This is a genomic window from Streptomyces sp. NPDC008317 (assembly GCF_042955955.1).
Classification (GTDB): Bacteria; Actinomycetota; Actinomycetes; order Streptomycetales; family Streptomycetaceae; genus Actinacidiphila.
The window spans coordinates 137,933-153,206 of the sequence record NZ_JBIBFQ010000002.1 but is presented as its reverse complement, the minus strand read 5'-3'; the positions used below and the strand labels follow the sequence as shown (position 1 = coordinate 153,206).

At 71.1% G+C, this 15,274-nt stretch carries 13 protein-coding genes; 12 read left to right on the top strand and 1 reads right to left on the bottom strand.

Going from position 1 to position 15,274, the window contains the following annotated elements; translation table 11 throughout:
• Positions 1-23: 23 nt before the first annotated feature.
• The 11 genes from uvrA to ACFY9V_RS05725 all read left to right on the top strand — a co-directional run bounded on the left by uvrA (position 24) and on the right by ACFY9V_RS05725 (position 12,982).
• Positions 24-3,014 carry an excinuclease ABC subunit UvrA gene (uvrA, locus tag ACFY9V_RS05775; protein WP_391044083.1) on the top strand — a complete coding sequence of 997 codons (2,991 nt, stop codon included), beginning with the start codon at positions 24-26 and terminating at the stop codon, positions 3,012-3,014.
• A 204-nt stretch (positions 3,015-3,218) separates the two neighbouring features.
• Positions 3,219-3,641, top strand: a complete 423-nt coding sequence (locus tag ACFY9V_RS05770; RefSeq protein ID WP_355333910.1) for a Rieske (2Fe-2S) protein — start codon at positions 3,219-3,221, stop codon at positions 3,639-3,641.
• 113 nt (positions 3,642-3,754) lie between these two features.
• Positions 3,755-5,845 (top strand): excinuclease ABC subunit UvrC, encoded by a 2,091-nt coding sequence (gene uvrC, locus ACFY9V_RS05765; protein WP_355333908.1) that lies wholly within the window; start codon positions 3,755-3,757, stop codon positions 5,843-5,845.
• A complete protein-coding gene (rapZ, locus tag ACFY9V_RS05760; protein WP_355333906.1) occupies positions 5,842-6,768 on the top strand; it encodes an RNase adapter RapZ in 927 nt (308 codons plus the stop codon). The genes uvrC and rapZ overlap by 4 nt, the downstream gene beginning before the upstream one ends.
• Positions 6,769-6,770: 2 nt before the next feature.
• Complete coding sequence (gene yvcK, locus ACFY9V_RS05755) at positions 6,771-7,775, top strand: uridine diphosphate-N-acetylglucosamine-binding protein YvcK (RefSeq protein ID WP_355333903.1); 1,005 nt, start codon at positions 6,771-6,773, stop codon at positions 7,773-7,775.
• Positions 7,766-8,743, top strand: coding sequence for a DNA-binding protein WhiA (gene whiA / locus ACFY9V_RS05750; RefSeq protein WP_188284204.1), 978 nt, complete (start codon positions 7,766-7,768; stop codon positions 8,741-8,743). Before yvcK ends, whiA begins: the two co-directional genes overlap by 10 nt.
• Before the next feature lie 181 nt (positions 8,744-8,924).
• Positions 8,925-9,929 carry a type I glyceraldehyde-3-phosphate dehydrogenase gene (gap, locus tag ACFY9V_RS05745; RefSeq protein ID WP_355333900.1) on the top strand — a complete coding sequence of 335 codons (1,005 nt, stop codon included), beginning with the start codon at positions 8,925-8,927 and terminating at the stop codon, positions 9,927-9,929.
• 143 nt (positions 9,930-10,072) lie between these two features.
• Complete coding sequence (locus ACFY9V_RS05740) at positions 10,073-11,296, top strand: phosphoglycerate kinase (protein WP_355333897.1); 1,224 nt, start codon at positions 10,073-10,075, stop codon at positions 11,294-11,296.
• A 4-nt stretch (positions 11,297-11,300) separates the two neighbouring features.
• Positions 11,301-12,086, top strand: coding sequence for a triose-phosphate isomerase (gene tpiA / locus ACFY9V_RS05735; protein ID WP_391159697.1), 786 nt, complete (start codon positions 11,301-11,303; stop codon positions 12,084-12,086).
• A gap of 153 nt (positions 12,087-12,239) precedes the next feature.
• Positions 12,240-12,476, top strand: a complete 237-nt coding sequence (gene secG / locus ACFY9V_RS05730; RefSeq protein WP_355333892.1) for a preprotein translocase subunit SecG — start codon at positions 12,240-12,242, stop codon at positions 12,474-12,476.
• Between the two features lie 170 nt (positions 12,477-12,646).
• The gene (locus ACFY9V_RS05725; RefSeq protein ID WP_073497103.1) at positions 12,647-12,982 is read left to right on the top strand and encodes an RNA polymerase-binding protein RbpA; all 336 of its coding nucleotides are present in this window, start codon (positions 12,647-12,649) and stop codon (positions 12,980-12,982) included.
• A gap of 108 nt (positions 12,983-13,090) precedes the next feature.
• Here the strand turns inward: ACFY9V_RS05725 and ACFY9V_RS05720 are convergent, their stop codons facing one another.
• On the bottom strand, positions 13,091-13,957 hold the full coding sequence (locus ACFY9V_RS05720; protein ID WP_188284199.1) for a MurR/RpiR family transcriptional regulator: 867 nt from the start codon (positions 13,955-13,957) through the stop codon (positions 13,091-13,093).
• A 70-nt stretch (positions 13,958-14,027) separates the two neighbouring features.
• Between ACFY9V_RS05720 and ACFY9V_RS05715 the strand changes: the two genes are divergently transcribed.
• Positions 14,028-15,065, top strand: coding sequence for a BadF/BadG/BcrA/BcrD ATPase family protein (locus ACFY9V_RS05715; RefSeq protein WP_355333887.1), 1,038 nt, complete (start codon positions 14,028-14,030; stop codon positions 15,063-15,065).
• Positions 15,066-15,274 lie beyond the last annotated feature (209 nt).

Here is a 15,274-nt window from a genome sequence, read left to right as displayed (position 1 = left end):
CTCTATGAAAGGTGCGCACTGGCGTGGCCGATCGACTCACCGTCCGTGGCGCTCGCGAGCACAATCTGAAGAACGTGTCGCTCGACCTGCCGAGGGACTCCCTCATCGTGTTCACAGGGCTGTCCGGATCGGGCAAGTCCTCCCTCGCCTTCGACACGATCTTCGCCGAGGGGCAGCGCCGGTACGTCGAGTCGCTCTCCTCCTACGCCCGCCAGTTCCTCGGCCAGATGGACAAGCCCGATGTGGACTTCATCGAGGGCCTGTCCCCTGCGGTCTCCATCGACCAGAAGTCCACCTCGCGCAACCCGCGCTCGACGGTGGGCACCATCACCGAGGTCTACGACTACCTCCGGCTGCTCTTCGCCAGGATCGGCAAGCCGCACTGCCCCGAGTGCGGCCGCCCGATCTCCCGGCAGTCGCCGCAGGCCATCGTCGACCGGGTGCTGGAGCTGGAGGAGGGCAGCCGTTTCCAGGTGCTCTCCCCGCTGGTCCGTGAGCGCAAGGGCGAATTCGTCGACCTCTTCGGCGACCTCCAGACCAAGGGCTACAGCCGTGCCCGGGTCGACGGGGCCACGATCCAGCTCACCGACCCGCCCAAGCTGAAGAAGCAGGAGAAGCACACCATCGAGGTGGTCATCGACCGCCTCACGGTGAAGGACAGCGCCAAGCGCCGCCTCACGGACTCCGTCGAGACCGCGCTCGGCCTGTCCGGCGGCATGGTCATCCTGGACTTCGTCGACCTGCCCGAGGACGACCCGCAGCGCGAGCGGATGTTCTCCGAGCACCTGTACTGCCCGTACGACGACCTGTCCTTCGAGGAGCTGGAGCCGCGCTCCTTCTCCTTCAACTCGCCCTTCGGCGCCTGTCCCGACTGCACCGGCATCGGCTCCCGCATGGAGGTCGACCCGGAGCTGATCGTCCCCGACGAGGAGAAGTCCCTGGCCGAGGGCGCCATCGCGCCCTGGACCGGCGGCATGTCCAAGGGCTACTTCGAGCGGCTGGTCGAAGGTCTCGCGGGGGAGCTGGGCTTCAGGACCGACATTCCCTGGGCCGGGCTGCCCGCCCGCGCGAAGAAGGCGCTGCTCTACGGCCACAAGGCCGAGGTCAGGGTCGCGTACAAGAACAGGTACGGCCGCGAGCGCGCCTACAACGCGCATTTCGAGGGCGCCATCCCGTTCGTGAAGCGGCGGCACCAGGACTCCGAGAGCGACTCCAGCCGGGAGCGCTTCGAGGGGTACATGCGCGAGGTGCCCTGCCCCACCTGCCACGGCAGCAGGCTCAAGCCGATCGTGCTGGCCGTCACCGTCCAGGACCGCTCCATCGCGGACGTCTCCGCCATGTCGATCAGCGACTGCGCCGAGTTCCTCGGCGGGATGAAGCTGGACGCCCGCGACAAGAAGATCGCCGAGCGGGTGCTCAAGGAGGTCAACGAACGGCTGAAGTTCCTGGTCGACGTCGGCCTGGACTACCTCTCGCTCAACCGCGCCGCGGGCACCCTGTCCGGCGGCGAGGCCCAGCGCATCCGGCTCGCCACCCAGATCGGCTCGGGCCTGGTCGGCGTGCTGTACGTGCTGGACGAGCCGTCGATCGGCCTGCACCAGCGCGACAACCACCGGCTGATCGAGACCCTGGTACGGCTGCGCGACCTGGGCAACACGCTGATCGTCGTCGAGCACGACGAGGACACCATCAAGACCGCCGACTGGGTGGTCGACATCGGCCCCGGCGCCGGTGAGCACGGCGGCAAGGTGGTGCACTCCGGCTCGCTGAAGGAACTGCTGGTCAACGAGGAGTCGCTGACCGGGCAGTACCTCTCGGGCAAGCGCGTCATCGTCACCCCCGACGTACGCCGCCCGATCGACCGCAAGCGGCGGCTGACCGTGCACGGCGCCCGCGAGCACAATCTCCAGGACATCGACGTGTCCTTCCCGCTCGGAGTGCTCACCGCCGTCACCGGCGTCTCCGGCTCCGGCAAGTCGACGCTGGTCAACGACATCCTCTACACCCACCTGGCCCGCGAGCTGAACGGGGCGCGCAGCGTCCCCGGCCGGCACACCCGGGTGGACGGCGACGACCTGGTGGACAAGGTCGTGCACGTCGACCAGTCGCCGATCGGCCGCACCCCGCGCTCCAACCCGGCCACGTACACCGGTGTCTTCGACCATGTGCGGCGGCTCTTCGCGGAGACGATGGAGGCGAAGGTCCGCGGCTATCTGCCCGGCCGCTTCTCCTTCAACGTCAAGGGCGGCCGCTGCGAGAACTGCTCGGGCGACGGCACGATCAAGATCGAGATGAACTTCCTGCCGGACGTCTACGTCCCGTGCGAGGTCTGCCACGGCGCCCGCTACAACCGCGAGACGCTGGAAGTGCACTACAAGGGCAAGTCCATCGCCGAGGTGCTGGAGATGCCGATCGAGGAGGCGCTGGACTTCTTCGAGGCGGTGCCCGCCATCGCCCGGCACCTGCGCACGCTCTACGAGGTCGGCCTGGGGTACGTACGCCTGGGGCAGTCCGCGCCGACGCTGTCCGGCGGCGAGGCGCAGCGCGTGAAGCTCGCCTCCGAGCTCCAGAAGCGCTCCACCGGCCGTACGGTCTACGTCCTGGACGAGCCGACCACCGGTCTGCACTTCGAGGACATCAGCAAGCTGATCAAGGTGCTCCAGGGCCTGGTCGACAAGGGCAACACCGTGATCGTCATCGAGCACAATCTCGATGTCATCAAGACCGCCGACTGGGTGGTCGACATGGGCCCCGAGGGCGGCAACGGCGGCGGACTGGTCGTCGCCGAGGGCACCCCCGAGCAGATCGCGGCCGTCCCGGCCAGCCACACGGGCAAGTTCCTGCGGGACGTCCTGGGCGCGGAGCGGATCAGCGACGCGTCGGTGCCCGCGCCCAAGAAGCGGGTGCCCGCCCCCAAGAAGGCCACGGGGACGGCCGCCGCGGCCAAGAAGGGCACGACGGCCGCCGCGAAGAAGACCCCGGCGCCGCGCAAGCGGACGGCGGGCAAGGCGTAGCACCGAGGAAGGTCAAGGACGGGTCGGCGCGAGCGCGGCGGCACGCCGTCGAGGCGCGGTCGTCAGGCAGCGGTCGTCAGGCAGCGGTCGTCAGGCGCGGCCGTCAGGCACTGGTCGTCCGGGAGTGGCACAGAGGAAGCGGACAGGTGGGGGACGTAGGGTTACGGGTCGCGAGACCTCCCACCTCCCCGACCTGGAGCGCACATGACCACCGAACTGCCCGCCTGCCGCCGTACCGTCCTGCGAGGCGCGGCCCTGGCCGGAGCCGCCGGGTTCGGCCTCACCGCGTGCGGCGGCTCCGGCGGCGGTTCGTCCGACGGGCCCGCCAAAGCCGTGGAGTTGGGCGCCGCCACCGAGGTACCGGTCGGCGGCGCCAAGCTCTACCGGAACGACAAGGTGGTCGTGGCGCAGCCGAAGGAGGGCACCTTCAAGGCGTTCAGCGCGGTCTGCACGCACGCGGGCTGCGTCGTCACCTCGGTGGACGGCACGACGATCACCTGCGCCTGCCACGGCAGCCAGTTCGACGCGGACACCGGCGCCGTGCTCCAGGGCCCGGCGACCAAGCCGCTGCCCGCCGTGCAGGTCACCGCCTCCGGCGGCAAGCTCACCGCCGGTCCGGCGAGCTGACCACCGGCAGTCCGGCACCCGCGAACCGGCGGTCCCGCCCGCCGGTATCCGCACCGGTCGGCACTGCCCGGCCTGGCCCGGGAATGTCGCATCCCGCCAGTAGGGTGGGAGACATGGCGGACCCCAGCAGCTACCGACCGAAGCCGGGCCAGATCCCCGACTCCCCGGGGGTCTACAAGTTCCGGGACGAGCACGGTCGGGTGATCTACGTCGGCAAGGCGAAGAGCCTGCGCCAGCGGCTTTCCTCGTACTTCCAGGACATCACCAACCTCCACCAGCGGACCGCCACGATGGTGACCACCGCGGCGGCCGTCGAGTGGACGGTGGTCTCCACCGAGGTGGAGGCGCTCCAGCTCGAATACTCCTGGATCAAGGAGTTCGACCCGCGGTTCAACGTCAAGTACCGCGACGACAAGAGCTATCCGTCCCTCGCGGTGACGATGAACGAGGAGTTCCCGCGCGTGCAGGTCATGCGCGGCCCCAAGCGCAAGGGCGTGCGCTACTTCGGTCCGTACGCGCACGCCTGGGCGATCCGCGAGACCGTCGACCTGCTGCTGCGGGTCTTCCCGGTCCGCACCTGCTCCGCCGGGGTCTTCAAGCGCTCCGCGCAGATCGGCCGCCCCTGTCTGCTCGGCTACATCGGCAAGTGCTCCGCGCCCTGCGTCGGCCGGATCAGCGCCGACGACCACCGCGAACTGGCCGAGGAATTCTGCGACTTCATGGCCGGACACACCGGCACCTACCTGCGCCGCCTGGAACAGCGCATGAAGGACGCGGCGAGCGAGATGGAGTACGAGCAGGCCGCCCGGCTGCGGGACGACCTGGAGGCGCTGCGCCGCGCCATGGAGAAGAACGCGGTGGTGCTCGCCGACGCCACCGACGCCGACCTGATCGCCGTCGCCGAGGACGAGCTGGAAGCCGCCGTGCAGATCTTCCACGTACGCGGCGGCCGGGTCCGCGGCCAGCGCGGTTGGGTCACCGACAAGGTCGAGGCGGTCGACACCGCGGGCCTGGTCGAGCACGCCCTCCAGCAGCTCTACGGCGACGAGCGCGGCGACGCCGAGCGCTCCGGCGGCAGCGGCGGTGTGCCCAAGGAGGTGCTGGTCCCGGCGCTGCCCGCACCGTCGGAGCCGGTCGCGCAGTGGCTGAGCGACCGCCGCGGCTCGCACGTCAGCCTGCGCGTACCGCAGCGCGGCGACAAGAAGGACCTGATGGCCACCGTGCAGCGCAACGCGCAGCACGCCCTCGCGCTGCACAAGACCAAGCGCGCCTCCGACCTCACCACCCGCTCCCGCGCGCTGGAGGAGATCGCCGCCGCGCTCGACCTCGACACCGCGCCGCTGCGGATCGAGTGCTACGACATCAGCCACCTCCAGGGCGACGACGTGGTCGCGTCCATGGTGGTCTTCGAGGACGGCCTGGCCCGCAAGAGCGAGTACCGCCGCTTCCAGATCAAGTCCTTCGCCGGGCAGGACGACGTCCGGTCGATGCACGAGGTGATCTCCCGCCGCTTCCGCCGCTATCTGCTGGAGAAGCAGAAGACCGGCGAGTGGGAGGGCGAGTCCGGCGAGGTCCCCGCGAACCACGGCGATGTTCCCGTGGACCACGAGGAACAGGCGTCCGGCCCCATCGACCCCGACACCGGACGGCCGCGCAAATTCGCGTACCCGCCGCAGCTCGTCGTGGTCGACGGCGGACAGCCGCAGGTGGCCGCCGCCCGGCGCGCGCTGGAGGAGCTGGGCATAGACGACGTCGCCGTGTGCGGCCTCGCCAAGCGCCTGGAAGAGGTCTGGCTGCCCGGCGACGACGACCCGGTGATCCTGCCGCGCTCCAGTGAGGGCCTGTACCTGCTCCAGCGGGTCCGCGACGAGGCGCACCGGTTCGCGATCTCGTACCAGCGCAGCAAGCGCTCCAAGTCGATGAAGGCCGGCGCGCTGGACTCCGTGCCGGGGCTCGGCGAGACCCGCAGGCAGGCGCTGCTGAAGCACTTCGGCTCGCTGAAACGGCTCCGGGCGGCGACGATCGAGGAGATCTGCGAGGTCCCGGGGATCGGCCGCCGTACGGCGGAGACGGTCGCGGCGACCCTGGCAGCCGCGGCTCCGGCCGCACCCGCGGTGAACACCGCGACAGGAGAGATCATCGAAGAGGCCGACGGGACCCCGCCCGGGGCGGACCCGTCCCACCATCGGGGGATCAGCACATGAGCGACCAGGACGAACAGGACGGAACGCACGTGACAACCGGCGGAGCGGGGGAGGCCGTGGAGGCCATCCCCGAACTGGTGATCATCTCCGGCATGTCCGGAGCGGGCCGCAGCACCGCGGCCAAGTGTCTGGAGGACCTCGGCTGGTTCGTGGTGGACAATCTGCCGCCCGCGCTGATCCCCACCATGGTGGATCTCGGCGCGCGCTCGCAGGGCAACGTCGCCCGGATCGCCGTGGTCGTGGACGTCCGCGGACGCCGCTTCTTCGACAATCTGCGCGAGTCCCTCGCTGACCTGGCGACCCGCAGCGTCAAGCGCCGGATCATCTATCTGGAAGCCTCAGACGAGGCCCTGGTCCGCCGCTTTGAGTCGGTCCGCCGGCCGCACCCGCTCCAGGGCTCGGGCCGGATCGTGGACGGCATCGCGGCCGAGCGCGACCTGCTGCGCGAGCTGCGCGGCGACGCCGACCTGGTGATCGACACCTCCAGTCTCAACGTGCACGAGCTGCGCGCCAAGCTGGACGCCCAGTTCGCGGGCGAGGAGGAGCCGGAACTCCGGGCCACGGTCATGTCGTTCGGATTCAAGTACGGCCTGCCCGTCGACGCCGACCTGGTGGTGGACTGCCGCTTCCTGCCCAACCCGCACTGGGTGCCGGAGCTGCGGCCCTTCACCGGGCTCAACGACGAGGTGGCGCAGTATGTGTTCAACCAGCCGGGCGCGAAGGAATTCCTCGACCGCTACGCCGAGTTGCTGCACATCATCGCCGCCGGATACCGGCGCGAGGGCAAGCGGTACGTGACGATCGCGGTCGGCTGCACGGGCGGCAAGCACCGCAGCGTGGCGATGTCGGAACGGCTGGCCGCACGGCTGGCCGCGGATGGGGTGGAGACCGTGACAGTGCACAGGGACATGGGGCGCGAGTGATCATGACGGGTCGGCGGCGGCGCCGGGGTACGGGCCGCCGCGCCGGGGTGCCGCCCAAGGTGGTCGCCCTCGGCGGGGGGCACGGCCTGGCCGCCTCCCTCGCCGCACTGCGCCGGATCACCGGCGATCTGACCGCGGTGGTCACCGTCGCGGACGACGGCGGCTCCAGCGGCAGACTCCGCCAGGAGATGGGCGTACTGCCGCCGGGAGACCTCCGCAAGGCGCTCGCCGCGCTCTGCGGGGACGACGAATGGGGGCGCACATGGGCCCGAGTGGTCCAGCACCGCTTCACCAGCGAGGGTGATCTGCACGGGCACGCGGTCGGCAATCTGCTGATCGTCGCGCTGTGGGAACAGCTCAACGACGAGGTCGCCGCGCTGGAGTGGGTCGGGCGGCTGCTGGGCGCCCACGGCAGGGTGCTGCCGATGTCCGCGGTCCCGCTCGACCTGCACGCCATCGTCCGCGGCCACGACCCCGACAGGCCCGACGAGATCAGCACCGTCCGCGGCCAGGCCACGGTCGCCCTCACCCCCGGTGAGGTGCAGGAAGTGCAGGTCGTCCCGGCCGATCCGCCCGCCGTTCCCGAGGCCGTGCAGGCGGTCCTCGACGCGGACTGGGTGGTGCTCGGCCCCGGCTCCTGGTTCTCCTCGGTGATCCCGCATCTGCTCGTCCCCGAGCTGGTCGACGCCCTCATGACGACCAGGGCGCGCCGGGTCCTCACGCTGAACCTCGCGCCGCAACCAGGTGAGACCGACGGATTTTCTCCGCAGCGTCACTTGGAGGTTTTGGCCCGACACGCCCCTAAACTCACCATCGACGTGGTTCTCGCCGACGAGGCCGCCGTACCCGACCGTGACAGCCTCTCCGAGGCCGCACAGCGGTTGGGCGGCACGGTCGAGCTGGCACCGGTCGCCGCCCCCGACGGGCCGCGGCACGACCCGGAGCTGTTGGCCGCCGCGTATGACAGGATTTTTCGTATGCGTGGAAGGATCGGCCCATGGCGATGACGGCAGCGGTGAAGGATGAGATCTCCCGGCTTCCCGTCACCCGGACCTGCTGCCGGAAGGCGGAGGTCTCGTCGATCCTGCGGTTCGCCGGCGGCCTCCACCTGGTGAGTGGCCGGATCGTGATCGAGGCGGAGCTGGACACCGGGATCGCGGCCAGGCGGCTGCGCAAGGACATCCTGGAGATCTTCGGGCACTCCTCCGACCTGGTGGTGATGGCGCCCGGCGGGCTGCGCAGGGGCAGCAGGTACGTGGTGCGCGTGGTGGCGGGCGGCGACCAGCTCGCCCGGCAGACCGGCCTGGTGGACGGCCGCGGCCGGCCGATCCGCGGCCTGCCCCCGCAGGTCGTCTCCGGCGCCACCTGCGACGCGGAGGCCGCCTGGCGCGGTGCCTTCCTCGCGCACGGCTCGCTCACCGAGCCCGGCCGCTCCTCGTCGCTGGAGGTCACCTGCCCGGGACCCGAGGCCGCCCTGGCCCTGGTCGGCGCCGCCCGCCGCCTCCAGATCCCCGCCAAGGCCCGCGAGGTCCGCAATGTGGACCGTGTGGTGGTACGGGACGGCGACGCGATCGGCGCGCTGCTGACCCGGCTCGGCGCCCACGACTCGGTGCTCGCCTGGGAAGAGCGCCGCATGCGCCGCGAGGTCCGGGCCACCGCCAACCGGCTCGCCAACTTCGACGACGCCAACCTGCGCAGGTCGGCCCGCGCCGCCGTCGCCGCCGGAGCCCGTGTGCAGCGCGCGCTGGAGATCCTCGGCGACGACGTACCGGAACACCTCGCCGCGGCCGGGCGCCTGCGCATGGACCACAAGCAGGCCTCCCTGGAGGAGCTGGGCTCCCTCGCCGAGCCGCCGCTGACCAAGGACGCGGTCGCCGGTCGGATCCGCCGCCTGCTGGCCATGGCCGACAAGCGCGCCTCGGACCTCGGCCTGCCCGGCACCGACGCCAACCTCACCGACGAGATGGTCGGCTAGGGCCTGTCCGCCGGACAGGCCCCGGCCGTCATGCGCGCGGCGGGCGGACGGGGCGGAGGCGAAGGGGCCTCGGCCCGATGTCACCTCCGCGCCCCTGGCCGGGTAGGCTCGTCCCTGGTCGGGGACATCCCATATTTCGCAGCCGGAGAGGGCTCCGGCGAATGAGCGAGGAGATCGGTTCGTGACGATCCGGGTAGGCATCAACGGCTTTGGCCGCATCGGTCGTAACTTCTTCCGCGCCGCCTTGGAGCAGGGTGCGGACATCGAGATCGTGGCTGTCAACGACCTGGGTGACACCGCGACGACGGCGCACCTGCTGAAGTACGACACCATCCTCGGCCGCCTCAAGGCCGAGGTCACCCACACCGCGGACTCCATCACCGTCGACGGCAAGACCATCAAGGTGCTCGCCGAGCGCGACCCCGCCGCCATCGCGTGGGGCGAGCTGGGCGTCGACGTCGTCATCGAGTCGACCGGCATCTTCACCAAGGCCGCCGACGCGGGCAAGCACATCGCGGGCGGTGCCAAGAAGGTCATCATCTCGGCGCCCGCCACCGGCGAGGACATCACGATCGTGATGGGCGTCAACCAGGACAAGTACGACGCCGCGAACCACCACATCATCTCCAACGCCTCGTGCACCACGAACTGTGTGGCGCCGATGGCGAAGGTGCTGCTGGAGAACTTCGGCATCGTCAAGGGCCTGATGACGACGGTCCACGCGTACACCAACGACCAGCGCATCCTGGACTTCCCGCACAAGGACCTGCGCCGCGCCCGCGCCGCCGCGGAGAACATCATCCCGACCACCACGGGTGCCGCGAAGGCCACCGCGCTGGTCATCCCCGAGCTGGCGGGCAAGCTGGACGGCATCGCGATGCGCGTCCCGGTCCCCACCGGCTCGGTCACCGACCTGGTCGTCGACCTCGAGCGCGAGGTCACCAAGGACGAGGTCAACGCCGCCTTCCAGAAGGCGTCCGAGGGTCAGCTCAAGGGCCTGCTGGAGTACACCGAGGACCCGATCGTCTCCTCGGACATCGTCAACTGGCCGGCCTCCTGCACCTTCGACTCCTCCCTGACCATGGTCCAGGGCAAGACGGTCAAGGTCATCGGCTGGTACGACAACGAGTGGGGCTACTCCAACCGCCTCGTGGACCTCACGGTCTTCGTCGGCGGCCAGCTCTGACGCCGTAGCGGCCGACGCACAGCGATGTGAGCGACAGGGTCCGGACGGGTGCGACGAAGCGCCGGTCCGGGCCCTGTCCCTTGCCCACTCCGCAGTCCCGTACCCGTCAGTACCCGCAGCCGTACCCGTAGGAGACCGTACAGATGAAGACGATCGACGACCTGATCAGCGAGGGGCGGATCGCCGGCAAGCGGGTGTTCGTCCGCGCCGACCTCAACGTCCCGCTCGACGGGGAGCGCATCACCGACGACGGCCGGATCCGCGCCGCCGTCCCCACCATCACCAAGCTCGCCGAGGCGGGCGCCAAGGTGATCGTGGCCTCGCACCTCGGCCGCCCCAAGGGCGAGCCCGACCCGAAGTTCTCGCTCGCGCCGGTCGCCGCGCGCCTGGGCGAGCTGCTCGGCGAAGGCCGTCACGAGGTGGTGTTCGCGGCCGACACCGTCGGCGAGAGCGCCGCGGCCACCGTGGCGGGCCTGGCCGACGGCCAGGTCGCGCTGCTGGAGAACCTGCGCTTCAACGCGGGCGAGACCAGCAAGGACGACGCCGAGCGCGGCGCCTTCGCCGACCGGCTCGCGGAGCTGGCCGACACCTACGTCGGCGACGGCTTCGGAGCGGTGCACCGCAAGCACGCCTCGGTGTACGACCTCCCGGCCCGCCTCCCGCACGCCGCGGGCGGACTGATCGCCACCGAGGTCGGCGTCCTGAAGAAGCTCACCGAGGACGTCTCCCGCCCCTACGCGGTGGTGCTCGGCGGCTCCAAGGTCTCCGACAAGCTCGGCGTCATCGACCACCTGCTGGACAAGGCCGACCGCATCCTGGTCGGCGGCGGCATGGTCTTCACCTTCCTCAAGGCCCAGGGCCACGAGGTCGGCAAGAGCCTGCTCCAGGAGGACCAGATCCCCGTGGTCAAGGAGTACCTGGAGCGCGCCAAGGCCAAGGGCGTGGAATTCGTCCTGCCGGTCGACGTCGTCGGCGCCACCGAGTTCCCCGACCTGAAGACCAAGGCGCCGTCCTCGCCGGTCAACGCGCCGGTGGACGCGATCCCCGCCGACGTGATCGGCCTGGACATCGGCCCCGAGTCCCGCAAGCTCTTCGCCGCCAAGCTCGCCGACGCCGCCACCATCTTCTGGAACGGCCCGATGGGCGTCTTCGAGCACCCGGACTACGCCGACGGCACCCGCGCGGTCGCCCAGGCGCTGATCGACTCCGACGCGTTCACCGTGGTCGGCGGCGGCGACTCGGCCGCGGCCGTCCGCATCCTCGGCTTCGACGAGAACGCTTTCGGCCATATTTCCACCGGCGGCGGCGCGAGCCTGGAATACCTCGAGGGCAAGACGCTCCCCGGCCTTGCCGCACTGGAGAAGTGAGCAGATGACCGAGCAGAGCACCCGCACCCCGCTGATGGCGGGCAACTGGAAGATGAACCTCAACCACCTCGAGGCCATCGCGCACGTCCAGAAGCTCGCCTTCGCGCTCACCGACAAGGACTACGACGCGGTCGAGGTCGCCGTCCTGGTGCCGTACACCGACCTGCGCTCCGTACAGACGCTGGTCGACGGCGACAAGCTGAAGATCAAGTACGGCGCCCAGGACCTGTCCGCGCACGACTCCGGCGCGTACACCGGCGAGATCTCCGGATCGATGCTGGCCAAGCTGAAGTGCGCGTACGTGGCGATCGGGCACTCCGAGCGCCGCCAGTACCACGGCGAGGACGAGACCGTGGTCAACGCCAAGGTGAAGGCCGCCTACAGGAACGGCCTCACCCCGATCCTGTGCGTCGGCGAGGGCCTGGATATCCGCAAGGCCGGCCAGCAGGTCCCGCACACCCTCGCGCAGCTCGACGGCGCCCTGAAGGACATCCCCGCCGAGCAGGCCGCCACGATCGTGGTCGCGTACGAGCCGGTCTGGGCGATCGGCACCGGCGAGGTGGCCACCCCCGAGGACGCGCAGGAGGTCTGCGGGGCGATCCGCGGGCGGCTGGCCGAGCTGTACGACCAGGAGCTGGCGGACGCCGTGCGCATCCAGTACGGCGGCTCCGTGAAGTCCGGCAACGTCGCCGCGATCATGGCGCAGCCGGACGTGGACGGCGCCCTGGTGGGCGGCGCGGCACTGGACGCCGAGGAGTTCGTCAAGATCGTCCGGTTCCGCGACCAGTGACGGAACCGGGGCCCGCGGCCACGGACAGTGAGCCGGGGCACCGGGCAGTGGGCTGACACGCCCCTCAGGAAGTACCCTGTCGGGGCCGGACCGGCGTGACCGCGCCGTCCGGCCCCGCGCCGTTGTCATGTAGTCGAGAGAGTTGGTCCAGCCGTGGTCATCGGGTTCTCCATCGCCCTCATCATTTTCAGCCTGCTGCTTCTGCTGCTCGTGCTGATGCACAAGGGGAAGGGCGGCGGCCTCTCGGACATGTTCGGCGGCGGCATGCAGTCCTCCGTCGGCGGCTCCTCGGTGGCCGAGCGCAACCTCGACCGGATCACCGTCGTGGTCGGTCTGCTGTGGTTCGCCTGCATTGTCACCCTTGGCCTGGTGATGAAGTTCCAGAAGTAGGGCCGACGTTCGACTCCCGCGCATCCAGGGAGAACTGACGCCTCGTCGCCACCCCGGCTTACTATGGGGAGACGTCCTCGGGGGACAGGTCGAGCGCCTGCCACTGGACGGCACGTAAGGTCTCCGTAAACTGGCGACCTCGCAGCACCATCACGCAGGGAGTTACGACCGTGGCAAGTGGCAACGCGATCCGTGGAAGTCGGGTCGGAGCGGGGCCGATGGGAGAGGCCGAGCGCGGCGAGTCCGCGCCGCGCCTCCGCATCTCCTTCTGGTGCTCGAACGGGCACGAGACCCAGCCGAGTTTCGCCAGCGACGCGCAGATCCCGGAGACCTGGGACTGCCCACGCTGCGGCTTCCCGGCGGGGCAGGACGAGGAGAATCCGCCGGCGCCGCCGCGTACCGAGCCGTACAAGACCCACCTCGCCTACGTGCGGGAGCGGCGCAGCGCCGCCGACGGCGAGGCGATCCTCGCCGAGGCGCTGGCGAAGCTCCGCGGCGAGATCTAGCGAGATCAGGGAAGTCCCGGACCTCGGTTGCCGGGCGGGCTCAGACCTCTGAGCCCGCCCGGCGACCGAGGGCTTTCTGTTTTCACGGCACGCTCCGCGGCGGGCGTCTCAGCGGCGGCGCGGCCGGGCCGCGTGCGCGTCCGCGATATGGCCCGTCAACGCGATGGAGGCCGTAGCCCGTTCGTAGGTGAGTTGCGCGACGCGGGCGTACAGGCAGTCCACGATGAGCAGTACGGAGTGGCGGGTGCCGAAGTTGCCGCGCCTGAAGCTGGTTTCGCCCGAGGTGGACGTGAGGCGTACGTCGGCGGCCTGGGCGATTGGCGAGCGCGGGTCGCCGGTGACGGCCACGGTGACGGCGCCGCGCTCCGCGGCCAGCCGCAGCGGCTCCAGCACCTCCCGGGTGGCGCCCGAGTGCGAGATGGCCACCACCGCGTCGGAGGGCGTCAGCAGGGCCGCGGAGGTCTCCGCCGCGTGCACCTCGGTCCAGGCGTGCGCGGCGCAGCCGATGCCGTACAGCCGCGCCTCGGTCTCCCTGGCCACGATCCCCGAGCCGCCGACGCCGTAGACGTCGATCCTGCGGGCCTTCGCGAGCGTCTGCGCGGCCCGTTCCAGTGCCTCGCGGTCCAGCCGGTCGGCGGTCTGCCGCAGCGCCCGCAGATCGGCCTCCGCGACCACCCCGATCACCTGCTCCAGGTCGTCCTCGGGCCCGATCTGCGGCCCGAGCGCCGCCGTACGGGGCTCCGCCTCGCTGCGGCCCTGCTCCTGCGCCAGCTCGATCAGGAGCTGCTGGTACGAGTCCAGGCCGAGCGCCCGGCAGAAGCGGGTGACGGTGGCCTGCGAGGTGCCCGTGCGCCGACCCAGCTCGGCCGCGGAGCCGTGCGTCGCCGCGACCGGGTCGGCCAGCACCAGCTCGCCCACCTTGCGCAGGGAACCGGACATCCGGGGCAGTTCGGAGCGGATCAACGCGGTGATCATGGTGACTCGTCTCGGCTGGACGGCTTGAGGACTTGCCTGCGGGTGAATCTATCAACCACCATTCGTGGCAATGAGTGAAATCTACAGCCGACCGCTTGTGATCGGCATCGACGCGGGCGGTACCAGCAGCCGCGCGTATCTGGCGGAGGCGGCGCCGGAGACGGCCGGGGGTCCGGCGGAGGTCGTCGTGCTCGGCCGCGGCACCGGGGGGCCGGGCAACGCGCTGAGCGTCGGCCGGGCCGAACTGACCCGGCACCTGACGGACGCGGTCGCCCAGGCGGTCCCGGCCGACCTGCGCGGGCGGGTCGCCGCGGTCTACGGCGGCTTCGCGGGCGCCGCGGAAGGGCTCGGCGCCGAGCGCGGCCATGGCCTCGCGCTGTCCTGTCTGGCCGACGCGCTGGCCGCCAACGGCATCACGGGCGCCGCGATCGGCGTCGGCGGCGACACCGAGGTCGCGCTTGCCTCCGCGCCCGGCGCGCCCGGCGACGGCCTGGTGCTGATCGCGGGCACCGGCGCCATCGCCACCCGGCTCACCGGCAGACGCCGCTCCGCGGTCGTGGACGGCCACGGCTGGCTGCTCGGCGACGAGGGCAGCGGCTTCTGGCTCGGCGGCCGGGCGGTGCGGGCGGCGTTGGAGGCGCTGGACGGCCGCGGCCCCTGGACCTCGCTGGTCGCCAGGGTCGCCGCGCACTATCTGCCGCCGGGCGCGTACGAGCGGCTGGGCGGCACCGGGCGCCTGGACGGCGCGGAACGGCCACTGCCCGACGGCGAGGCGCGCGCCGATCTCAGCGAGGCCATCGTGACCAGCGCGTACGAGCAGACGCCCGCCCGGCTCGCGCAGCTCAGCAGGCAGGCGGTGGAGGCGGCGGACGAGGGCGACGCGGTGGCGCTGCGGCTGCTGGACGGCGCGGCCGATTTGCTGGTGGCGACCGTACGGGCGCTGGAGCCGCGGCCGGGGGAGCCGCTGGTGCTCACCGGCGGACTGCTCGGGCCCGGCGGCCCGCTGCTCGACCGGGTCGTCGCCCGGCTCGACGGGCTCGCGCTGCGGGTCTTCCCGGTGGCGAACGGGGGAGTGGGGGCGGCGGCGCTGGCACGGCTGTTGCTGTGAGGGCGGGCTGTTGCTGTGAGGCCGGGGGCCGCTGGTGTGAGGGCGGGGCCCTCTGGGGCGAGGGGTCTCCTGTGGTGAGGCCGGGTTCCTCGCGGTGTCACGGCGGCGCCGGGGTGTCTTGACGGCGGCGCGAAGGGTGGTTCATTGTTTCATCGGACCATCTCAAAGATGGTTGATCGAGCCGAACCGGCCACCGATCTCACCACCCG